A 20,537-nucleotide genomic window follows, 5' to 3' on the forward strand; every position below is an offset into this window, starting at 1 on the left:
GCAGCGTGGGTAGCGGTGCCGGCCCCACCGCGAGGGGAGTCAGCTCCTTCGAGATCAGCCCACTTCGGCTCTGGGAGAGGATCCGACAGCCAAACCGGTGACAGCGGGTTCCAGCGGCTTCGCCATGTAGACCGCCTCGGCGCCGTAGCTCGCGGGCAGCCCGATCTCGGGCCGGGCGCGGTAGCCCAGCCGGGACCAAAGCACCTCGGAGCCGCGCACGGCGACCAGCGAGAGGGTCCGGTAGCGGGCCGCCCGCCCGGTCTCCTCCAGATGCCGCTGCATCCGGCGGGCCAGGCCCCGGCCGCGGGCCCGCTCGGCGATCACCAGGTCGTGGGTGTGCAGGTTGCTTCCCCGGTTGCTCTCCCGTACCGCGCCGTCCTCGGCCAGGCTCAGGTCCGGGCAGCGGAACAGCGGGTACGGCAATGCGAGCAGGTAGCCTGCGAAGCCGCCCGTGTGCTCCAGCACGAAGCAGGTCGAGGGCGAGGCGCGGTGCCGGGAGCGGAGCGCCTCCCGCCCTTCGGACAGGCCGCTCGCGGCGTAGGCGCGTTCCTCCAGCGCGACCACCTCGTCCCAGTCCTCCTCCCGGAACAGCCGGATCCGGGTGTCGGTCATGCGCCTCCTCCGTCCAGAACCGGGCCTCCGACGCAGATGTACGGCAGCGGCGCGAAGCCGTTGAACCCCCGAGTGGCGTAGGCGGCGGCGTACGCGCCGCAGGAGTGGACCCACACCGGGTCGCCGGAGGTGATCGCGCGCGGGACCCGTACCAGGCCGTCCTCCTGAGCGTACGCGTCGTCGCTGTCGCAGGTCGGGCCGGCCACCCTGGCGTCGACGAACTGCCCGCCGGAATGGGTGGGGAACTCCAGGCGGTACTGCAACTGGTCCATCTCGTACAGGCCGTTGAACTTGCCGCAGCTCAGGTAGAGCCAGTCCTCGCGGGTGCCGTCGAGCCGATGGCGGGAAGAGAGCCGGGCGACGTGGGCGCGGATCGCGCCGTGGTCGGCGACCAGGTGGCGGCCGGGCTCCAGCAGGAAGTCAAGCGGGGCGGCGTTGACGGTTCGCAGCCGTTCCATGCCCTCGCGGATCACCACGAACATCTTGTCCAGCGGCGGTTCCAGCGGCCGGCCGCGCCGGTCGAGGACGCCGAGGGCGGGCAGTCCGCCGCCGAGATTGATCCGGTCCGGTGTGATGCCGCGCCGGCTGAGCGCCTCCAGGACCGCCGCCAGCGAGTCGATCGCCGCGACCCAGGCCTCGGCGGTCATCTGCTGGGAGCCGACGTGCACCGACAGGCCGGAGGGCACCAGCCCGGCGCTCCGGGCGGCGCCGAGCACCCGCAGGACGTCCTCGGGCGAGCAGCCGAACTTGCGACTGAGGCCCCACAGCGCGCCCTCGCCGGTGGTCGCGAGCCGGCAGAACACCCGCGAGCCGGGGGCGTGTTCGGCGATCGCGCCGACGTCCTCCAGGCAGTCGGTGGCGAAGTCACGCACACCCAGCCGGTAGGCCTCGGCGATGTTGCGGTCGGACTTGACGGTGTTGCCGTAGTGGATCAGCCCGGGGGCCACCCCGGTGCGCAGCGCCTGGGCGATCTCCTGCGGGCTCGCCGCGTCGAAGCCGGAGCCGAGCCGGGCGAGGTGGCCGAGCACCTCGTCCACCGGGCAGGCCTTCATCGCGAACCGGACGGCGACGCCGGGCAGTTCGGCGCACAGGGCGGCGTACTGGCGGCCGATGCCGTCCAGGTCGTAGATGATGGTGTCCTCGACGGCAGCGGCGAGCGCGGCGCGCAGGGCGGGGCGGTCGTGCTGGTCGGGGATGGGCGCGATGGATGCGTGCACGGTGGCCGGCGCGGTCGGGGCGCGGTGGCCGGTTCTGCCGTGGTCGGCCGTCCGACGCGGTTCGGCGATCTGGCGCACGTCGGTGGTCTGAGGCCTCACGTGTGAACTCCCGGTCCGACTGGATGAATGATGCCAAGGGCTTGCTGGCCCGCGTGAGATGAAGCGAGGGAGTCCAAAGGTCGGCTGTGACGCCTGACCTGGACTCCCTCCACGCCGCACTCTATGCACTTCCGGGGCCTGCGCCTGCACCTGCCGCGCACCCTGCGCGGGCCGGCCGCCACCTCGCGCCGACCGGCGCAAAAGCCGACGATCGTGAGGTCTTGCCAGCCCGCCACGAACGGGCTTCATCCGGCGGGCGCATCCCGCGAAGGAAAGGCCGATCCGACGATGCGGCCTCCGCCTGCGAGCAGACTCACCGATCGGCCGGCCCTTGTACGGCCTGCCGCTCACTGGCGAGACAGTGAACCCTTGAGGAGTCCCCCGATCCCGCTCCTTCAAGTTGCCGCGGGCATGTGCAGCGCGCCTTGAGCCACCGCTCGGCATACAGAACCACCCGAACGGCGTCGGTGTGAGCATCCACGACCTTGACGATCATGTTCCACGCACCTTGGGCACCTCACCGTCGACACGGCGATGTACACGCAGCCGCACGCTCGACCGACCCGACCACCGCACTGGCCAAATGCCGCAGTAATCGCCCACCGCTGCGATCACGGCTCCCCATGGCAGAGCGAATCCGTCGGTGTGGACTCAGCAGGCCATGGCCGTCCCCCGAAGAAAGGGACGAACGAAACCCGGAAAACGCCCCGTTCAACGACCTGGGCCAGCCGGACCGCATCCAGCTTGTCGGTCTCCGGGGAACCCGGGACGTTCTTCACCTCGGGTGCGTTTCCCCGTTGGGTGAGGTCGGCGGGGTCGCCCGTGTCCGGCGTGATGCCCGTCTCGTTGCGGTAAGCAGATTGATCAGCTGGCGCGAGAGGTGGGTCGGATGAGCTGCGATGAGGTGCTGCGGCTGCTTCGGGAGCGGGAGGCCACCTGTCACAGCGAAGCGCAACGGCTGGGGGCCGAGGCTGAACGGTTCGTGGTTCGGCCGGTGATGTGTGAGCAGGAGCCGGCCTGTATCGCGGCGGGGTGGACATCCTCCGGACACCGAGGCTCTGGAACATCTGCTTGCGGTACTGGCCTGGTATGCCGGTCCGGTGTGTTGTCGGCAGGTAGTGGAGGGTCTTGGTCCGGAAGTGGTGGCCCGCCGGATGGAAGTGATCCGGCACCGTGTGAAGAAGGCCGTTGCGGCGAAGCCGACGATGCGGACTCCGGGCCGGTTTTTCATCGTGCCGCGTGGCACGGTCGCGGAGAGCGGGTGAACGTGCGGCGAGGGGAGGGTCCTCTCCTCGTCGGCCGGGTTGATCTGCCTGACCGCGCAAGAAAGAAGACCTGGTGGCGCCTTGTGCGTCCGAGCCCCGAGGCCGACGCGGCGGCCGGCCTCCTCCGGGCGTTTCGATGTCTGTCCAAGGAGCGCCTTGCGGTGCCTTGGCCCGCAGATGTCTCCGACCGATGTTTCACCCCGACAGCTGGAAGGTGCCATGAGCGCGCGTCGTCTGTTACCGAACGACGAGTCCCTTGACCTCATCAGGCTGGTCCGGAAGCTGGCGGCCGATGAACTCGCGTCGCGAGTGGATGCCGATGAGGCGAACGAGGCATTCCCTCGTGACGTCTTCAGGCTCCTCGGACGCGTCGGCCTGCTCGGTCTGCCGTACTCCGAGGCGTACGGCGGCAGCGGCCTGTCCTACGAGGTGTACCTGCAGGTCGTCGAAGAGATCGCGTCCGTGTGGGCTTCAGTCGGCGTAGGTGTCTCCGTGCACGTGCTGTCGTGCTTCGGCCTGGCGACGATGGGCACCGAGGAGCAGAAACAGGAGTGGCTGCCCGCGATGCTCGGTGGCGAGCTGCTGGGTGCCTACTGCCTCTCGGAACCGCACGCCGGCTCGGACCCGGCCGCGCTGCGGACCCGGGCCCGTCCGGACGGCGATCACTACGTCCTGAACGGTGCGAAAGCCTGGACGACCCATGGCGGCCACGCGGACTACTACAAGGTCATGGCCCGCACCTCGGAAGACCGCACGGGCATCTCGTGCTTCATGATCCCCGCTGACACCGAGGGCCTCACCGCCGATGTGCCCGAAAGGAAGATGGGCCTGACCGGATCAGCGACGGCGACCATGGTCCTCCGGGACGTCCGCGTCCCGGTCGGGCGGCGTATCGGTGCTGAGGGCGACGGCCTGCGTATCGCTCTCGCGAGCCTGGATTCCGGCCGTCTCGGTATCGCGGCCGTCGCGGTCGGTCTCGCCCAGGGCGCTCTCGACCACGCGATCGCCTATGCACGCGATCGGAAGACGTTCGGATCACGCATCATCGACCACCAGGGAGTCGCGTTCCTGCTCGCCGACATGGAGGCCGCGGTCTTTTCAGCGCGTGCCGCGACCCTCCATGCCGCCCGGTTGAAGGACGCGGGACTGCCGTTCAGCCGTGAGGCGTCGGTCGCGAAGCTCGTCGCGACCGACAACGCGATGCGTGTCACCACCGATGCGGTACAGGTCCTCGGCGGGGTCGGCTACACGCGCGAGTTCCCGGTCGAACGGTACATGCGCGAGGCCAAGTTGACTCAGATCTTCGAAGGCACGAACCAGATTCAGCGCATGGTCATCGGGCGGTCGCTCGCCAAGTCCAACGATGGTGACCTCACCCTGGCCCCTTGAGTCTTGGCTCTGAAACCGATCGGCATATCGATGTCCGGGAGGGCAGACGGCAGCATCCGGCCCGCGTACGGACCGGATGACGGTGCGACGGGCAGGTCTGGCTGACGCCGGCGGGAGGGCGACTTGGCGGCATCCGGCGGACCGCGTCCGCGCCTTCATGCCGCAGCAGCGTCATCAACGTGCCGAAGCAGTGCGTGCTCAGCCCGATGAACGGGGTGATCCGGGGCGGCTGCGACGCCGTGATCACACCCGTCACGGCGAGATCCTCACACGGTCCCGGCCGTGCTGGCGCGCTGATCACTTGCTGGACAGGCGGAGATCCCCGGACCAGGTCTCGCACCGGACACGGCCGGAGTCGAAGGTGATCTCAAGAGCGAGTCGGCCGGTGTCCGGGTCCGCTTCTTCGCGTACCGCCAGGACCCTCTCGCCGAGATGGCCGGCGAACGGGGTCTCGCCATGAGCCGGCGCCACCTCGACGCGGCCGGACTCGGCCGTCTCGTATCCCTCAAAGGGGACCGATGCCTCCACGATCAGGCACCAGTCCGACCCGGTCGAAACGTGGGTGGTGGCCTCCTCGCTGTCGATCAGCCACACATCCAGCGGGCTGGACCGGGGCTCCGTACCGTACAGGTGCCACGACGCAAGTACTCGTACAAGACGTCGCCCGACCAGGTAGTCAGGACGCGCACCGGTCCCGTGCAACGGGCACTCGTTCAACCGCCTCGACTCCACCCCACGACCGTACCGTCAGGCAAAGCGCCAGCTCACGCGCTTATACGGGACAAGCCTTAAAGGCTGTCCCGCATCCGATCGGTGGAGGGCGCCGCCGCCAGATGCAGACGCTGGACACCGCCTCGTGTCAGCAGCATCCTGCTGCTGGTCACGAGGTCATGGGCGGCGAGGCCGATCCGCATCCCGGAGATTCGTCGGCCCTGCGCGCTCTCAACAATGGCTGGCCGGGTCGCCGATCGGAGGGCCCTCCAGGCCAGGTTCGTCTCCTCCGTCAGGACTTGATGGCTCTCGGGCCCGACTTCCTGTTCGAACCAGCGCACCGCGAGACGCCCGGCTTCGAGGACTTCGCCCTCGCCGTCCCGAAGACGGCGTGAGCAAAGGAACTGCACGACGGCCGAGTACCCGAAGTCGGCCCTCGGGGCGACTTCCTTGTCCACGAGGACGTCCTCCGGTGCCCGAGCTCCATCGGGCAGGAGCAGAAACGCCTGCCGGCCACCGCAGCTCAGGGCCTCTCCGAGGGAGGGATGCAGGTGCACCTGGTGAAGGCCCTTCGGACCGGGGTGGCTGCAGAGCCAGCCGGATTGCGGCAGGGCTTCGCTGATGCGCTGCCCGATGCCTTGCTCGTCCTCGGGCAGCGCCCAGACATCGGTCGTCCTCGTGCGGGAGCCAGGAGTAGCCACGGACGCAGCATGGCAGAGCACAGCGGCATTCCCCGCAGGGGCGTCCGGGCCACGGCCGGCTGTCTCAAGGCGGGAGGATCGACCTGGCCGATGCGATGATCACGGGATGCCTCGTGTGATCACCGCATCGGAAGCACCATGGATACTCCCGTTCACTGAGCTGGCTCCCCGTGAATTCCGCACGGTGATCGCCGCGCTGCGTCTCGAGGGCGCCGATAAGGTGCCTCCGGGACGATCCCGGAGCCTGTCCCTTGAGGACCGGGTTCTGCTGGTCGCCGCATACTGGCGGACGAACCTGACGCTGCGGCAGCGTGGTCCGCGTTCGGTGTCTCCTACTCCACCGCGTGCCGGGTCATCCAGCGTCTGGGTCCGCTGCTCGCGATCGAGCTCGCCGGCCGTCCGGGCGATGCGGCGGACCGGTTGTGGATCGTGGACGGAACGCTGATCCCGGTACGGGACCGGAGTGTGGCGGCCTCCGGCCGGTGCGTCTGATGGTGATGCCGCGTCAGCTCAGGTGCCGGGCGAAGAACCTTCGCGAGCTGTCCACTTCGGACAACGGCACGTCGCCGTGCTTGCCGGGGTTGGCGTGCAGCGTCTTCTCGGCCGGGGCGAGGGCGTCGAACAACGCCAGGCTCTGGTCCCGCGGCACCATCTGGTCGTCCCACTGGACCAGGAACTGCACCGGTACGGTGATCCGCGCGGCGTCCTCGGCCAGCCCCTGCACACCGAGCAGGCCCAGTACCGCGGCGCGGATCCGGGGCTCCGCGGCGATGAGCGGGATGCCGAGACCACAGCCCATCGAAAGCCCGCAGTAACCCACCGGGCCGACGCCGACCTCGTCGAGACGCTGGACCGCGGTCAGGACCGCCTGCCAGTCCGCGACGGCCTGCGGGGCCAGATGGCTGTGCATGCCGGCGACCAGCATGCCCGGATCTTCACCGTTGGCCACGCCGGCGCGCATCTCGGCGACGATCCTGCCGAAATCCTCGTCCTTGGGCCGATCCCCGTGGTTGGGCGCGTCGATCGCCACGACCGCGAAGCCCCCGACGGCGTAGCGACGCGCGCGGGACACGTTGCCGGGGGCCGTCTTGTGCTGCCCGCCCCCGTGGCCCAGAAGGATCAGGGGGCGAGTACCGCGGGCGTCTTCCGGCGTCCAGAGCACGCCGGGGATCTCGTCGAGGGTGAAGAACCGTTCGGTGACGCCGTCGGACGACGTCTGGGAGGTGAAGCGCATCAGCGTTCCAAGCCCTTCGGGATGCCTTGTGCGGGCGCTCCCTAGGCCATGCGAAGGAGGGAGCCCCGACCTGTCACAGCGTTGATCGGTCTCACCTCCTCGAACTCGCAATGGTGCACAGCGAGGTGGAAATTATCACAGCTGGAGGGGGGAAGCCGACCGGCCACCGCCGAGGCGCTCGGGGATGCGGTCTTCCCATGACCCGGGCAGTAGGTCAATCGCCTTGCCGCTCGCACACGAAGCTGTGGTCGCCCGGCCCCAGGCCCGACACGGTGACCGCGCCGTCGGCCACGGCCACGTCGCGAGTCGATGCCCGCCTGCCGTCCCACAGTGTCCGCCGGCCGGTGCGCACGCGTTGGCCGCGCGGGTCGCCGGGGAAGGCGACCGACCCCCGGGTATGCCCGGGCACGCGGACGGTGAGGCGGAAGGAGCGTGCGCCGTTCTCCCATTCGACGCCCAGGGGGCCGTGTGGCGTGGGCAGTTGACCGGTCGCCCAGTCGACGTCGGCGGGTTGCGGGCGCACCTCCCAGGTGGCGTAACCGGGCGAGGTCGGCCGGGCACCGAGCAGGTGGTGGGTCAGAGCCGGCAGGACACCGGTGGACCAGCCGTGGGCCATGCTGGTGTAGGCGTCCTCGTACAGGGATCCGCCCGGCCCGATGCCTTCCCAGTGGGTGGTGCCGGGGTCGTTCCCGTCCATCCAGCCGTAGGTGCGGCGGATCTGGTCCAGCGCGGAGTCGGCCCGGCCGGTCAGGAAGCGGGCCTCGATCTCCGGGTAGGAGGTGAAGGCGTAGACCCGCTGGGAGGCCTGGTCGAAGAGGGTGTCGTTGTCCATGAACGCGTTCCCGTACGCCCGCTTCGTCGTCGCGTCGAGATGCGCGAGCGCCGATGCGGCACGGTCGGCGCTCGCGATGCCGGTGACCACGGCCAGGGAGTTGCCGTCCTGGGCGTGCCGTACAGCGCCGGTGGCGGAGTCCAGGTAGGCGCCCGCGTCGGCGTCCCACAGCAGCGAGTTGACGGCCTGCGCGACCTTGTCCGCCCTGGTGCTCCAGCGCGCGGCGTCGGCGTCCTGCCCCAGCAGCCGGGCCAGCCGGGCCGCGTCCTGGAGGGCCTGGACGTAGAGCGCGTTGTAGTAGGTGACGCGGCCCGTACGGCCCAGGAAGGCGTAGTCGCCGTATCCCCCGGTGTTGTTGAGGCCCTTGCTCAGCAGGCCCGCGTCGTCGGTGACGCTGGGGTACCAGGTGTCGAGGACCTTCACCAGGGTCGGGTAGTAGCGGGTGGCGTAGGGGCGGTCCCCGGTGTACAGGACGTAGTCCCAGCTGCAGGTGACCCAGTAGAGCGGGTAGTCGAAGAGAGGCAGGGTGTAGTTGCCGATGGAGGCGGGCGGGATCCAGCCGTCGGCGCGCTGGTGGTCGGCGAGGTCGGCCAGGACGTTGCGGGCCGCCTCGGCGGCGTCGTCGTGGGTCAGGTAGAGGGTGCGCGCGGAGACGGCGAGGTCGCCGACGTACGGGTCGCGGTCGCGCTTGGCACCGTCCTGAAGCACCAGCTTCCCCTCCAGCGAGGCGCTCCACGCGTTGCGTGGATCGACGTCGTCCTGGCGGAAGGTGTCGGTGACCAGTTCGTTGGTGTACGAGGCGCCGTACCAGTAACGATTCAACTCGTCGTCGGAGCAGAGGAACCAGCCGCGGTAGGTGCCGGGCGTGCCCAGGTACGCGGTGAACTGCAACGCGATCGAGTCAATTTCCACCGTCCCCCAGGGCTGGGCGGCGGGGCTGTCCGAGGCCAGTGCGTCGAGGCTGATCCTGAGGTAGCGGAAGCCGTGCAGTCCGTCCGCGAACACCTTGTCACCGGCCTGGAAGCCCTTGTGGTCGGTCCAGTTGGCGCCCTTCGCGGGCACCGCGAACTGGTCCGTGCCCTGCCCGGCGCCGCCCGCCTGGTCGGAGCGGGTGAAGTCCGAGCGGTCGGTGAGGAACTGGCGGGTCTCGGAGAACGCCAGCCGTACGCCCGGGGAGTTGTCGGACGCCGAGGTGAAGCGGATCTGCGGGTAGCCGACCACGACCTTGCCGAAGTCGACGGTGACGCTCGGTACGGGAATCGGGTCGACGGGCGCGGGCCAGACCTCGTTGATCCTCGTGAAGTAACCGTGCGGGGTGTCCTGCGCGTTCGTCACGGTGATGCGCACGCGATCGGTGCTGACCTCCTCCGTGAACGGAACGGCCTTCTGGACCGCGTCGTTGCCGGTGACCGTGGCGGCGGTGTGCCAGTCGCCGTCGCGCCACACGTCGACGGTGTAGTCGGTCGGCACGCCGTCGCTGTTGGAGATCACCGTGATGCCCTTCAGGGGCGTGGCCTGCGGCAGGGTGATGGTGAGGACGTCGGGGAACGCGCCCGGCGTGTCGTCGTTCCAGAAGGTGTCCAGGGTGCCGTCGATCGCGTTGGCGGCGTCGTAGGTGCGCGGCTGTCCGTCGTTGCCGTTGTTGCCGGCATGCGCCGACGAGGCCTCGGCCGTGGTGCCGTCGGGCCAGCGCGGCGCCGCCACGGGGCTCGGACGCCGCAGGACGGATCTGGCGCCGCCGGGCTTGAGCAATGCCTCGGCCTTCTGCACGTCACCGGTCACCGCGACGATCCGCACGGGGCGGACCGTGCGGGAGGACGGGCCCTGGACGTACCGGTGCCAGCCGCCGGGGCGGCGCGACGGGCCCCCGGTGGCGGAAGCGGAGGCCTGCCCGGCGGGGAGCGCCTCGGCCGGGGGGAGTCCGGCGGAGAGGGATACCGCCGTGAGTCCGACGGTGCCGGCCGTGGCCAGAACCGTGCGCCGTGAAAGGCCCCTGTCCGGTGTGCTGTTCGACGTCATGACGCTCCCTACTCTTCCTCGAGCAAGAATGAATTGAATCGTTTCATTCCCCGATTGCGAGGTGACGCTATCTCGAACACGGGGTGCCCGTACAGCGTTGGGACAGGAGCAATTCGCCGATTCGTGGGCACATGGCCGCGGCGCGGATGAAGGCCATGGCGGTCTCCAGGTCACCCGGCTCGGACCGGTGCATCTGTTCACCGATGACGCTCGCCACCGTGGCGGCGAGCATGCGGGGGCGAGGTCGTCGGGGCGCATGCGGTCATGGAGCTGGTCGAACTCGTCTCGCATGGGCACCTGTTGACGCACCCACTGAACCACGGTGTCGAGGCTGCCCTGGCCCTCCGGCCGCGTGTGCGGCGTCGTGCCCGCCGTCATGGCACTCCTCGGCCGACGCGCCTGGCGCATGCCCGGGTGGCTGGACCGCCTGGTGCCGGACGTCGACATCGAGGGCGCACGGCTCCCGGCCTTCGCTCCGGCCGAGCCCAGCACGCCGGCGGACCCGGCGGACGACAGGTCGGCCGTCCGGCTCCGACCGGGTCCGGCACTACGGGCCCGCCCCCTGCCCGGCACTCAACCGGTGCATTGCAAGCGGCATTTGGGCGAGGTGGTCGTGGTCGCCGACGGTTCCGGGTCGGCGGACCACGGTCACCTGCCGGACAGCCCCTAGTCCTTGACCGTGACGCCCTTCGCGGCGAGTAGCGGCATCAGGTTGCAGATCTCCGCCACCGTGCTGCCCGACCGGTACGCGGCGATGAACTCGGCTTCGGTGTCGACCCGTTGCTGGGAAGCCGTGATCGCCTCGGCGAGGTCCTCGCGCCTAACGACCACCACGCCGTCGGCGTCCGCGTTGACGACGTCTCCGGGGCGGACCGTCTGGCCGCCGATGGTGATCGGTTCGCAGAGGGGGCCGACGGTCTCCTTGACGGTGCCCTTGATGCAGACGCTGTGGGAGAACACCGGGAAGCCGAGCGCCCGCAGGTCCTCCGTGTCACGGACACCGGTGTCGGTGATCAGGCCGCCGAGCCCTTTCGCCTGGCACGCGTTGGCCAGGACGTCCCCGAAGGATCCGGCCTCGGCGTAGCCGCCGCCCGACACCACGATGACGTCGCCGGGGCGGGCGTAGTGGATCGCGGTCTGGAGCATCAGGTTGTCCCGCGGCGCGCAGACGACCGTGAAGGCCGGACCGCACAGCTTCATGCGATGGTCGACGGGCTTGATGGTGGAGTCGAGTGCGCCGAGCCGGCCCTGTGCCTCGTGGACGGTCGCGGAGGAGAAGGCGCTCAGTTGCTTGACGAGATCGGGGTCGGGGCGCTCGAACTTCGTGCTGAGGTCAGTCATGGAGTGCCTTTCAGGCGGACACGGCCGGAGTCAGGGCGGCGCAGGCCGCGGCGATGCGCGCGCAGGCCTCGGTGAGGACGTCCGTGGAGGTGGCGAAGGAGATCCGGAAGTAGCCGGGGGCGCCGTAGGCGGTTCCGTGGATCACGGCGACCTGTTGGCTGTCGAGGAGGTAGCGGGTGAACTGCTCGTCGTTCTCGATCCGCGCACCGTCGGGGGTGCGCAGTCCGACGGCGTCGGCGCAGTTCACGAGCAGGTAGAAGCCGCCGGCCGGGGAGGTGCAGCTCAGGTGGGGGATGTCGTTGACGAGTTTGACCGTGGTGTCGCGCCGGCTCCGGTAGACGCGGACGGTCTCCGCTACGAACTGCTGGGGGCCGGTGAGCGCCGCGGCGGCGGCCGCCTGGCTGACGGAGGACGGGCAGGAGGAGATCTGCGACTGCAGGGTGTTGATCGCGGTCACGAGGTCGGCGGGGCCTGCCCCGTAGCCGAGCCGCCAGCCGGTCATCGCGTAGGTCTTGGACACGCCGTTGGTGAGGAACACCCGGTCGGCCAGGCGCGGTTCGACCGCGGCCAGGGACCGGCTCGCCCCGTCCGCGTACCAGATCTCGTCGTAGATCTCGTCGGTGAGGACCCGGACCTGCGGGTGCTCGAGGAGGACGTCGGCGAGCGCGCGCAGTTCGTCCGTGGTGTAGGCGGCGCCGGTGGGATTGCCGGGGGTGTTGAGGATCACCCAGCGGGTGCGGTCGGTGAGCGCCGAACGCAGCCGGTGCGGCGTCAGCTTGAAGCCGTCGGCCTCGGAGCAGGGGACGTTGACGGGGGTGCCGTCGTTGGCGAGGACCATGTCCGGGTACGACACCCAGTACGGGGCGGGTACGACGACCTCGTCGCCCTCGTCCAGGGTGGCCATCAGGGCGAGGAAGATCACCTGCTTGGCGCCGCCGCCGACGGTGAGCTGTGCGTCCGGGTACTCCAGGCCGTGGCGCAGGCGGAGCTTGTGGGCGATCGCGGCCCGCAGCCGCGGTGTGCCGTTGACGGGCGTGTACTTGGTCTCCCCTTCCTCGATCGCCCGGACCGCCGCCGCCCTGACGTGGGCGGGGGTGTCGAAGTCGGGTTCGCCGACCGTGAGGTCGAGGATGGTGAGCCCTTGGCTCTTGAGTTCACGCACGCGCTGCGCGGCCGCCGTGCTGGGCGAGGGGTTGATGCGGCGCACACGTGCCGCGACGGTGTCGGTGGGGGACATGGCTCTCAGCCCTCGCGGCGTTCGAAGTTCAGGCCGCCGGGGACCTGGAAGGTGGGCAGGATCTCGACGTGGCCGATGTTCACGTGCCGCGGGGAGTCGACGGCGAACTCGATGGCGTCGGCGATGTCCTCGGGCTTGAGGGACTCGTAGCCGTCGTAGAACTCGCGCTGGGCGGCCTCCATGTCGCCGAGCAGCCGGCCGAAGATCTCTGTCTCGACCCGGCCGGGGCAGATCTCGGTGACGCGCACGCGGCGGCCGTAGCCGTCGACGCGCAACTGGCGGGAGAGCGTGTGCACGGCCGCCTTGGTGGCGTGGTAGATCGTGTTGCCGCCGAAGTTGTAGACGCCGGCGATGGAGCTGATGTTGACGATGTGTCCGCGGTCGCGCTCGACCATGCCGGGCATCAGCAGTCGTACCAGGTGCAGGACGGCCTGGATGTTCACGGCGATCTGCTCGTCGACGGCGAACTCGTCGGCGGTCAGGATGTTGCCGGTGCGGGAGACGCCGGCGTTGTTGACGAGGACGTCGATCTCCAGGCCCTGCAGTACGGCGGTGAGCGCCTCGGTGTCGGTGATGTCGACGGCGTGCGGGATGCAGCCGGTGGCGTCCGCGAGGGCCCCGAGGCGTTCGGCGTTGCGGGCGACGGCGTGGACTTCGAGACCGCGCTTGGCCAGGCGTTCGACGACCACGGCTCCGATTCCGGTGGACGCACCGGTGACGAGGGCGGTCCTGTAGTCGGAGATGGGCATGAAGGTGTGCTCCTTGGAGGTGGGGGGTGCGGGTGCCGGTGTCGGTGTCGGTGTCGGTCAGGCGTCGCGCAGCGGGAGGTGTGCCCGGTCCTTGACGACGGAGACCGCGGCGAGCGTGCCGAGGGCGGTGAGGACCGCGTAGAAGGCCGGCATGTTGACGTTGCCGGTGGTGGCGATGAGCCAGGTCATCAGGAGGGGGGCGGTGCCGCCGAAGAGGGCCGAGGAGACGTTGTAGCCCAGGCCGTACGCGGAGTAGCGCACGCGGGTGGGGAAGAGCTCCACGAGGAGGATGTGGATGACGCCGGTGTGTCCGGCGAAGACCACGGCCATGATGCAGGCGCCGACGACGGCGAGGGCCAGGTTGCCGGTGCCGATCAGCAGGTAGCAGGGGATGCCGACGACGGCCATGGCGATCGCGGCTCCGGCGATGACCTTCTTGCGGCCCACCCGGTCGGAGAGCCTGCCCATGTAGGGGATGGCGATGCAGATGGCGACCAGGCTGGAGGCGGTGACGAGGAGGCTCTGGACCTTGCCGAAGTGCAGTTCGGTGTTCATGAAGGTGGGCATGTAGCTGAACAGGACGTAGTACCCGGAGCCGTTCATCAGCGGTATGAACAGGGCCAGCAGCATGGCGCGGCGGTGTTCCGCGGAGGAGAACGCCTCCTTGAGCGGGTTCCTGGCCAGGCCGCCCTCCTCACGAAGGCGGGTGAAGTTCGGGGTGTCCGTGATGCGCTTGCGGATGTAGATGCCCGTGATGCCCAGCGGGACGGCGAGCAGGAAGGGGATGCGCCAGCCCCAGGACTCCATGCGGTCGGCGCCGAGCCCGCTGGTCATGGCGGCGGCGATGAGGGTGCCGGTGAGCAGGGAGAGGAACGAGGCGATCTGCGCGTAGCTGGTGTAGAGGCCGCGCTTTCCCTCCGGCGCGTGCTCGGCGAGGAAGCTCATCGCGCCGGAGGCCTCGCCGCCGACGGAGAAGCCCTGGGCGACGCGCAGCAGGATGAGCAGGGCGGGTGCCGCGATGCCGATGCTGGCGTAGGACGGCAGCAGGCCGATGGCCGCGGTGGCGATGCTGATCAGCATGATGACGAAGACCAGCATGCGCTGACGCCCGATGCGGTCGCCGAGGTGGCCGCAGATGATGCCGCCGAGCGGGCGGAAGAAGAAGGAGACGGCGTAGCCGAGGAACACGAGTTGCACGGCGTTGTCGGAGCCGGGGAAGAAGACGGCGGCGAGGGTGCCGGCCATGAAGCCGAAGATGCCGTTGTCGTACAGCTCGGCGAAGATGCCGACGCATCCGGCGAGGGTGATCCTGCGGGCGGTTTTCGGGTCGACGGTGTTGGGGACGGGTTGAGCGGCCACGGTGGTCATGGCGTCTCCTGTCTGGCACAGGCATGGGTGCAGGGGCGAGCGGCTGCGTGCGGGGCGGCCAGGAGCAGCTGGGGGATCATGGTCAGCTGCAGACGGGAACGGGGAGGCGCAGGGCGTCGAACGCGCTGTGGACACGGGTCCGCAGGGCGTCGACGGCGTTGCGCTGGGTGCGGTAGGCGGTGATCGCCTGGTCCAGCGTGCGGTGGCGGAAGCGGACGGTCTGTCCGGGACGGACCTGGCCCAGGGCGGACAGTCCGGTGGCGGTGACCACGGCGAGGACGGGGTAGCCGGCCGTGACGCCGCGGCCGCGGTGCAGCACGAGGAGTTCGTCCCCTGCCGGTACCTCGACGGCCCCGATCGGTACGCCGCGGGAGAGGATCTCGCCCGTGGTGACGCGCCGGGGTACGTCGCCCCGCAGCCGCAGGCCGATGTGGTTGCTCTGCGGGGTGACGGTGAAGGGCGCCGCGAAGAGGCGGGCCGCGGTGTCGCCGAACTCGGCCCGGTCGGGGCCGTCGGTGACGTCGATCGTCCACGGGGCGGAGAACCTCGGGACGGGCGCGTTCAGGCGGAACAGGGGGATGCCGGAGTACGGGTGGGCGACGGGCGGACAGGCCGTCCGCAGGACCAGTTCGTCTCCGGTGCCCAGCCCGGTGCCGAAGCCGAGGACGGTGTCCGGGGCGCAACTGCCCTGGAGGTAGTCGGCTTCGAAGGAACCGAGTACGGCCAGGTAGACGCGGAGCCCGTGCCGGATGTTGCCGATCCGGATCGTGTCGCCCGCGCGGACGGAGACCGGTTCCCACTGCGGGCGCCGGACTCCGGCCACGGTGAGGTCGGCCGGGGCCCCCGTCACGGCGACGAGGATGTCGGCCGACGGGGTGCAGGCGAAGTCCAGAGCGGTGATCTCCAGCAGCGGTGCCCGGTCGTCGTTGCCGCACAGCACGTTGGCGACGCGCGCCGAGTGCTGGTCCGAGGCCCCGTTGGCGGGCAGCCCGTAGCGGGAGCGGCCGACCCGGCCCAGGTCCTGCACGGTGGTGAGGCCGGGGGTACGGATCACGAGGGTCTCAGCCATGGCAGGCCGCCAGGGGGGTGCCGGCGTGGTCGTCCCACTCGTCGGGGGTGATCGCGACGAACCGGAAGGTGTCCCCGGGGAGGTACGCGGTGAGGGGGTCGGCGCACGGGTCGAGGACGCGCACGGGGGTACGGCCGAGGAGCGGCCAGCCTCCGGGCGAGGGCATCGGGCAGATCACGGCCTGGCGGCCGGCGACCGCCACGCAGCCGGGCTCGACCCGGACGCGGGGTGACGCCAGCCGCGGTACCGGTACGGGGAAGGGCGGGCCGTCCATCATCGGCGCACCGGCGGGGGCGCCGAGGCAGCGCACCATGAGATCGGAGCCGGTGTGCAGGTCGACGACCTCGCTCGCGGTCAGTCCGAGCTGTGCGGAGACCTCGGGCAGGTCGGGGCCGTGCTCGCCGCCGTACACGACGGGTACGACGAAGCGTCGGGGTGCCCTCGTGCGGGGGACCGCCGAGGCGAACCGTGCGGCCTCGTGCCACAGGATGCTGCGCAGCGTGTCGTGGTCCGTGCCGGTGCAGTCGAATTCCACCAGCAGGGTGTCGTAGGTGGGTACGACGCCCAGCACGCCATGGAGCTGTACGGCGTCGAGCGCGTCCGCCAGGGCGTGGACGAGCCGCCAGCCCTCCTCGGCGTCCAGGCCCACGGCCCGGGCGATCAGGCCGGAGTCACCGCAGTCCGTGATCACGACGTTGCTGCGCATGTCAGTGGCCTTTGCCGATCAGGACCTCGTCGAGGCCGGTGATGCGGACGCCCGCGGTGAGGAGCTCGGCCCGGATGCGGCCGGCCAGCGCGAGGGCGCCGGGGGTGTCGCCGTGCAGGAGCACGGTGTCGCAGGCGACCGGCAGGTCTTTCCCCCCGACGCTGCCGATGACGCCGTCGGTCACCATGCGCAGGGTGCGCCGGGCGATCTCGTCCGGGTCGTGGATGACCGCGCCGGGCTCGGAGCGGGGCACGAGGGTGCCGTCGTCCCGGTAGGCCCGGTCGGCGATGCCGACGATCCCGACGCGCAGGCCGCGGTCCCGGGCCGCTTCGGCCAGCTCGCCGTCCTGGGCGAGCACGATCAGCGAGTCGTCGAGGGAGGAGACGGCGTCCACGACGGCCCTGGCGTAGTCCGGCCGGACGGCGACCAGATTGCCCAGCCGCCCGTGCGGAGCGACGTGCCGTACCCGGGTGCCGTACGCCGTGGCGAACGCCTGCAGGGCGCCGACCTGGTACAGCACGTCGGTGCGTACCTCCTCCGGCGTGAGGTCCATGGCGCGTCGGCCGAAGCCGGCCAGGTCCGGAAAGCTCGGATGGGCGCCGACGGCCACGTTCCGCCGCACGCACCCGCGGACGGTCGCGTCCATGATGCGCGGGTCGCCGGCGTGGAAGCCGCAGGCGACATTGGCGGAGGTGAGCAGCTCCAAGAGGGCTTCGTCGTCGCCCATCGTGTAGGCGCCGAATCCCTCGCCGAGATCGGCGACGAGATCAACCATGTGGGTCAAGGCGTCCTCCGGGAGAAAAGGGGGATGAAATCGCCGGGCACGGTCACGCATTCCGCATCGGAATCCGAATTCACCGGAGCGGAGACCGCGAATGCGAAGCGGTGGGATAATTCCTGGACGAACCGATGCACCGACGAACTCGCGGGCTGTCGGACGCTCGTCTTCGAGCAGATCCACGGGCGATGTTTCGCTCAACTTAATCGAGCACTCACCGGACCGCCAATACCCGTTCGGTTTGGCGTTATCGCGGATCAGTATGACTCAGCCCACATCCAGACCCTCCGGAGCCTGTGCTCCACCCCGGTGACTTCCTACGATGTGACTCCGCTCGACCGGAAGGCTCCCCCCATGGACACCAGACGGCTCTACTCGTTCATCAAGATCATCGATGCGGGGAGCATCACGCGCGCGGCCGACATCCTGCACATCGCCCAGCCCGCGCTGAGTCAGCAGCTCTCCTCCCTGGAGGCGCAGTTCGGCCAGCAGTTGCTGATCCGCAGCAAACGCGGGGTCGCGCCGACCGAAGCGGGCCGGGCCCTGTACCGCCATGCCCAGCTGATCCTGCGGCAGGTCGACCTCGCCCATGCGGCGGTCCGGGTCTCGGGCCGTGCCCCGGCCGGCAGCGTCTCGGTGGGCCTGGCCCCGTACAGCCTCGGTGCGGCGCTCGCGCTGCCCCTGCTCAAGAGCGTCCGGGAGCGCTACCCCGACATCCTGCTGCACGTCAACGAGAACTTCGGCGGCGTGATCAGCGAGGCGATCATGACGGGCCGGATGGACATGGCGTTCATCTACGGGGCGGGCCCGCTGCGCGGTGTGCAGTTCGAGCACCTGCGCACGGAGGACCTGTTCCTGATCGGAGCCGAGGACGGCACCGGATCGCCACCGGTGGGGGATGTCGGCCTGCAGCAGCTGGAGCACGTCCCCCTGCTGCTGCCCAGCCGGATCCACACCATCCGGCAGGTGGTGGACGCCGCCTTCCAGCAGGCGTCGCTGGAGCCGAACGTGGTCGGCGAGGTCGAGTCCGCCCTCACGCTCGTGAACGCCGTGGACGCCGGTCTCGGCGACACCGTGCTGCCCTGGTCCGCCGCCCGCGCCATCCTCGACGTCCGCTCCCTGAGCGCGCGCCGCATCGTCGACCCGGTGATCCAGGTCAAGCTCTCCCTGGTCACGTCCGACAACCAGCCGCTGTCCGAACCGGCACTGGCGGTGCACGATCTCTTCCTGGAGCTGGTGAGGGACTTTCACGACCGCTCCGACGACAAGAGCCGTGAATAAGAGTCTCGAATGAGAGTCGAGAATAAGAACTGCCGATAGCGTCACAGCGAACAGCTATTTGTGCCCGGCCAGGACGATGGTTAGCGTGTGCCGAAACCTCCTGCCCGGCCGGCCGGGCCCGATTTCGGCACTGGAGCCACAGATGACAATTCGCGTGCTCACCACCCGGGACGAACTGCCCGGTTCCGGGTTGCGGCGGCTGGCCGGGGCGGCGGACGTGGTGTCCTGGCACGGCCCCGCCAAGCCCGGCCCCGACGACCTCGCCGCGATCGTCCCCGGCAGCACCGGCGTCCTCGCGCTGGGCAACGACCCGGTGGACGCCGCGCTCATGGACGCCGCCGGCCCGTCCCTGCGGGTGATCGCGCTCGCCAGCATGGGCTTCGACAACGTGGACCGGCCCGCCGCCGCGGAGCGGGGCATCGTCGTCACCCACACCCCGGGGGTCCTCGCGGAGACCACCGCCGACCTCACCTTCGCCCTGATCCTCGCGGCCCGCCGACGGCTCGGCGCCGCCGCCGCGAGCTTGGCGCAGGGCTCCTGGGACCAGTTCCGGATGCACGACTACCTGGGCCTCGACATCCACGGAGCCACCCTCGGCCTCATCGGCTACGGGCAGATCGGCCGTGCGGTGGCCCGCCGGGCGCAGGGCTTCGGCATGCGCGTGATCCACCACGATCCGTACGCGGCCGACGACCTCCTCTCGGCCTCGGTGACCCTGGAGACACTGCTGGCCGAGGCCGACGTCGTCTCGCTCCACGTCCCGCTCACGCCGGAGACGCGGCACCTGATCTCCCACCGCGAACTCGCCGCGATGAAGCCGACGGCGACGCTGGTCAGCACCTCACGCGGCGGGGTCGTGGACGAGGAGGCACTCCTCAAGGCGATCCAGGAGGGCGGACTGCACTCCGCGGGCCTCGACGTGTTCGAGCGGGAGCCGATGGGCACGGAACTCTCCCCGCTGGTCACCGAGCCGTACGTGGTCACCCTGCCGCACATCGGATCGGCCACGGACAGCACCCGTGCCGCCATGGTGGACCTGGCCGTCGACAACATCCTCGACGTCCTCCGGGACCGCCCCGCACGTACGCCGCTGCCCGGCACCGCGGCCGTTCCGGGCGGGGTGCGCGCATGATCCACCCCGGGTTCGACATCACGGGAAGGACCGCCCTGGTGACCGGCTCCAGCCGCGGCATCGGCAAGGCGCTCGCCGCGGGGCTCCTGGAGGCCGGATGCACGGTCGTCCTCAACGGCCGTGACGCCGTGGCGCTGGAGAAGACCCGCGCCGAGTTCGCCGCCCTGCACGGCGACCGGGTGCACACCGCGGCGTTCGACGTGACGGATCCGGCGGCGGTGGCCGCCGGCGTCGCCCGCGTCGAGGAGGAGACCGGCCCGATCGCCATCCTGGTGAACAACACGGGGGCACAACACCGCGCCCCGCTGCTGGAGTTCACCGACCAGGACTGGCACCGTCTGCTCGCCACCAACCTCACCAGCGCCTTCCTCGTCGGCCGCGAGGTCGCACGGCACATGGCCTCCCGCGGCCACGGCAAGATCGTGAACATCTGTTCGCTGCAGAGCGAGGTGGTCCGGCCCGGCATCGCGCCCTACGCGGCCACCAAGGGCGGTCTGAAGATGCTCACCAAGGGCATGTGTGCGGACCTGGGCCCCCTCGGTATCCAGGTCAACGGCATCGGCCCGGGGTACTTCGACACGGAACTGACCTCCGCCCTGGTGGCCGACGAGGACTTCAGCGCCTGGGTCCGGGGGCGCACGCCCGCAGGCCGCTGGGGCAGGGTCGAGGACCTCGTCGGAGCCCTGGTCTTCCTCTCCTCCCCCGCGTCCGACTTCGTCAACGGGCAGATCCTCTACGTGGACGGCGGCATGCTCTCCGTCCTCTGATCCGGCCCCTGCCTCAGAAGGAAACCTCCA

18 protein-coding genes and 1 pseudogene are annotated in these 20,537 nt (G+C 70.2%); 6 read left to right on the plus strand and 13 right to left on the minus strand.

Features of this window, described 5'->3' with window-relative positions:
- Window positions 1–54 precede the first annotated feature (54 nt).
- Together ACWGKQ_RS26055 and ACWGKQ_RS26060 are read right to left on the minus strand one after the other, a co-directional pair.
- Complete coding sequence (locus ACWGKQ_RS26055; RefSeq protein WP_453294362.1) at window positions 55–612, minus strand: GNAT family N-acetyltransferase; 558 nt, start codon at window positions 610–612, stop codon at window positions 55–57.
- Complete coding sequence (locus ACWGKQ_RS26060) at window positions 609–1,808, minus strand: type III PLP-dependent enzyme (protein WP_453294444.1); 1,200 nt, start codon at window positions 1,806–1,808, stop codon at window positions 609–611. The genes ACWGKQ_RS26055 and ACWGKQ_RS26060 overlap by 4 nt, the downstream gene beginning before the upstream one ends.
- A 1,604-nt stretch (window positions 1,809–3,412) precedes the next feature.
- Between ACWGKQ_RS26060 and ACWGKQ_RS26065 the strand changes: the two genes are divergently transcribed.
- Window positions 3,413–4,582 (plus strand): acyl-CoA dehydrogenase family protein, encoded by a 1,170-nt coding sequence (locus ACWGKQ_RS26065; protein WP_453294445.1) that lies wholly within the window; start codon window positions 3,413–3,415, stop codon window positions 4,580–4,582.
- Window positions 4,583–4,879: 297 nt separating this feature from the next.
- Here ACWGKQ_RS26065 and ACWGKQ_RS26070 read toward each other — a convergent pair whose 3' ends face one another.
- Together ACWGKQ_RS26070 and ACWGKQ_RS26075 are read right to left on the minus strand one after the other, a co-directional pair.
- Window positions 4,880–5,176: a hypothetical protein gene (locus tag ACWGKQ_RS26070; protein WP_453294363.1), complete on the minus strand. Its 297-nt coding sequence runs from the start codon at window positions 5,174–5,176 to the stop codon at window positions 4,880–4,882.
- Between the two features lie 194 nt (window positions 5,177–5,370).
- Window positions 5,371–5,994, minus strand: a complete 624-nt coding sequence (locus ACWGKQ_RS26075; protein ID WP_453294364.1) for a hypothetical protein — start codon at window positions 5,992–5,994, stop codon at window positions 5,371–5,373.
- 106 nt (window positions 5,995–6,100) lie between these two features.
- Here ACWGKQ_RS26075 and ACWGKQ_RS26080 point away from each other — a divergent pair.
- Window positions 6,101–6,465, plus strand: a pseudogene (locus ACWGKQ_RS26080) (helix-turn-helix domain-containing protein); the annotation flags it as partial.
- 34 nt (window positions 6,466–6,499) lie between these two features.
- Here ACWGKQ_RS26080 and ACWGKQ_RS26085 read toward each other — a convergent pair.
- A complete protein-coding gene (locus ACWGKQ_RS26085; protein ID WP_453294365.1) occupies window positions 6,500–7,228 on the minus strand; it encodes a dienelactone hydrolase family protein in 729 nt (242 codons plus the stop codon).
- Window positions 7,229–7,442: 214 nt separating this feature from the next.
- A complete protein-coding gene (locus tag ACWGKQ_RS26090; protein WP_453294366.1) occupies window positions 7,443–10,079 on the minus strand; it encodes an alpha-L-rhamnosidase-related protein in 2,637 nt (878 codons plus the stop codon).
- Between the two features lie 322 nt (window positions 10,080–10,401).
- On the opposite strand from ACWGKQ_RS26090, the gene ACWGKQ_RS26095 reads away from it, so the two are divergent.
- Entirely contained in the window at window positions 10,402–10,749 is a 348-nt protein-coding gene (locus tag ACWGKQ_RS26095; protein WP_453294367.1) for a hypothetical protein, read from the plus strand.
- Here the strand turns inward: ACWGKQ_RS26095 and ACWGKQ_RS26100 are convergent.
- The 7 genes from ACWGKQ_RS26100 to ACWGKQ_RS26130 form a co-directional block, all read right to left on the minus strand.
- Entirely contained in the window at window positions 10,746–11,420 is a 675-nt protein-coding gene (locus tag ACWGKQ_RS26100; protein WP_453294368.1) for a 4-carboxy-4-hydroxy-2-oxoadipate aldolase/oxaloacetate decarboxylase, read from the minus strand. The genes ACWGKQ_RS26095 and ACWGKQ_RS26100 overlap by 4 nt on opposite strands.
- A gap of 10 nt (window positions 11,421–11,430) precedes the next feature.
- On the minus strand, window positions 11,431–12,657 hold the full coding sequence (locus tag ACWGKQ_RS26105; protein ID WP_453294369.1) for an aspartate transaminase: 1,227 nt from the start codon (window positions 12,655–12,657) through the stop codon (window positions 11,431–11,433).
- A 5-nt stretch (window positions 12,658–12,662) separates the two neighbouring features.
- The gene (locus tag ACWGKQ_RS26110) at window positions 12,663–13,406 is read right to left on the minus strand and encodes an SDR family oxidoreductase (RefSeq protein ID WP_453294370.1); all 744 of its coding nucleotides are present in this window, start codon (window positions 13,404–13,406) and stop codon (window positions 12,663–12,665) included.
- A 57-nt stretch (window positions 13,407–13,463) separates the two neighbouring features.
- On the minus strand, window positions 13,464–14,774 hold the full coding sequence (locus tag ACWGKQ_RS26115; protein WP_453294371.1) for an MFS transporter: 1,311 nt from the start codon (window positions 14,772–14,774) through the stop codon (window positions 13,464–13,466).
- An 82-nt stretch (window positions 14,775–14,856) separates the two neighbouring features.
- Window positions 14,857–15,843 carry a 5-oxoprolinase subunit C family protein gene (locus ACWGKQ_RS26120; RefSeq protein ID WP_453294372.1) on the minus strand — a complete coding sequence of 329 codons (987 nt, stop codon included), beginning with the start codon at window positions 15,841–15,843 and terminating at the stop codon, window positions 14,857–14,859.
- Window positions 15,836–16,549, minus strand: coding sequence for a 5-oxoprolinase subunit B family protein (locus ACWGKQ_RS26125; RefSeq protein ID WP_453294373.1), 714 nt, complete (start codon window positions 16,547–16,549; stop codon window positions 15,836–15,838). The genes ACWGKQ_RS26120 and ACWGKQ_RS26125 overlap by 8 nt, the downstream gene beginning before the upstream one ends.
- 1 nt (window position 16,550) lies before the next feature.
- Window positions 16,551–17,324, minus strand: a complete 774-nt coding sequence (locus ACWGKQ_RS26130; RefSeq protein ID WP_453294446.1) for a LamB/YcsF family protein — start codon at window positions 17,322–17,324, stop codon at window positions 16,551–16,553.
- A 357-nt stretch (window positions 17,325–17,681) separates the two neighbouring features.
- Between ACWGKQ_RS26130 and nac the strand changes: the two genes are divergently transcribed.
- The 3 genes from nac to ACWGKQ_RS26145 all read left to right on the plus strand — a co-directional run bounded on the left by nac (window position 17,682) and on the right by ACWGKQ_RS26145 (window position 20,507).
- A complete protein-coding gene (nac, locus tag ACWGKQ_RS26135; protein WP_453294374.1) occupies window positions 17,682–18,608 on the plus strand; it encodes a nitrogen assimilation transcriptional regulator NAC in 927 nt (308 codons plus the stop codon).
- 142 nt (window positions 18,609–18,750) lie between these two features.
- Window positions 18,751–19,740, plus strand: coding sequence for a 2-hydroxyacid dehydrogenase (locus ACWGKQ_RS26140; RefSeq protein ID WP_453294375.1), 990 nt, complete (start codon window positions 18,751–18,753; stop codon window positions 19,738–19,740).
- A complete protein-coding gene (locus ACWGKQ_RS26145; protein WP_453294376.1) occupies window positions 19,737–20,507 on the plus strand; it encodes an SDR family oxidoreductase in 771 nt (256 codons plus the stop codon). The genes ACWGKQ_RS26140 and ACWGKQ_RS26145 overlap by 4 nt, the downstream gene beginning before the upstream one ends.
- Window positions 20,508–20,537 lie beyond the last annotated feature (30 nt).

The organism is Streptomyces sp. NPDC054770, assembly GCF_053611985.1.

Coding starts and splice junctions, on each gene's coding strand:
- ACWGKQ_RS26055 (WP_453294362.1), bottom strand. CDS start 612: ATGACCGACACCCGGATCCGGCTGTTCCGGGAGGAGGACTGGGACGAG.
- ACWGKQ_RS26065 (WP_453294445.1), top strand. CDS start 3,413: ATGAGCGCGCGTCGTCTGTTACCGAACGACGAGTCCCTTGACCTCATC.
- ACWGKQ_RS26085 (WP_453294365.1), bottom strand. CDS start 7,228: ATGCGCTTCACCTCCCAGACGTCGTCCGACGGCGTCACCGAACGGTTC.
- ACWGKQ_RS26090 (WP_453294366.1), bottom strand. CDS start 10,079: ATGACGTCGAACAGCACACCGGACAGGGGCCTTTCACGGCGCACGGTT.
- ACWGKQ_RS26100 (WP_453294368.1), bottom strand. CDS start 11,420: ATGACTGACCTCAGCACGAAGTTCGAGCGCCCCGACCCCGATCTCGTC.
- ACWGKQ_RS26105 (WP_453294369.1), bottom strand. CDS start 12,657: ATGTCCCCCACCGACACCGTCGCGGCACGTGTGCGCCGCATCAACCCC.
- ACWGKQ_RS26110 (WP_453294370.1), bottom strand. CDS start 13,406: ATGCCCATCTCCGACTACAGGACCGCCCTCGTCACCGGTGCGTCCACC.
- ACWGKQ_RS26115 (WP_453294371.1), bottom strand. CDS start 14,774: ATGACCACCGTGGCCGCTCAACCCGTCCCCAACACCGTCGACCCGAAA.
- ACWGKQ_RS26120 (WP_453294372.1), bottom strand. CDS start 15,843: ATGGCTGAGACCCTCGTGATCCGTACCCCCGGCCTCACCACCGTGCAG.
- ACWGKQ_RS26125 (WP_453294373.1), bottom strand. CDS start 16,549: ATGCGCAGCAACGTCGTGATCACGGACTGCGGTGACTCCGGCCTGATC.
- ACWGKQ_RS26130 (WP_453294446.1), bottom strand. CDS start 17,324: ATGGTTGATCTCGTCGCCGATCTCGGCGAGGGATTCGGCGCCTACACG.
- nac (WP_453294374.1), top strand. CDS start 17,682: ATGGACACCAGACGGCTCTACTCGTTCATCAAGATCATCGATGCGGGG.
- ACWGKQ_RS26140 (WP_453294375.1), top strand. CDS start 18,751: ATGACAATTCGCGTGCTCACCACCCGGGACGAACTGCCCGGTTCCGGG.
- ACWGKQ_RS26145 (WP_453294376.1), top strand. CDS start 19,737: ATGATCCACCCCGGGTTCGACATCACGGGAAGGACCGCCCTGGTGACC.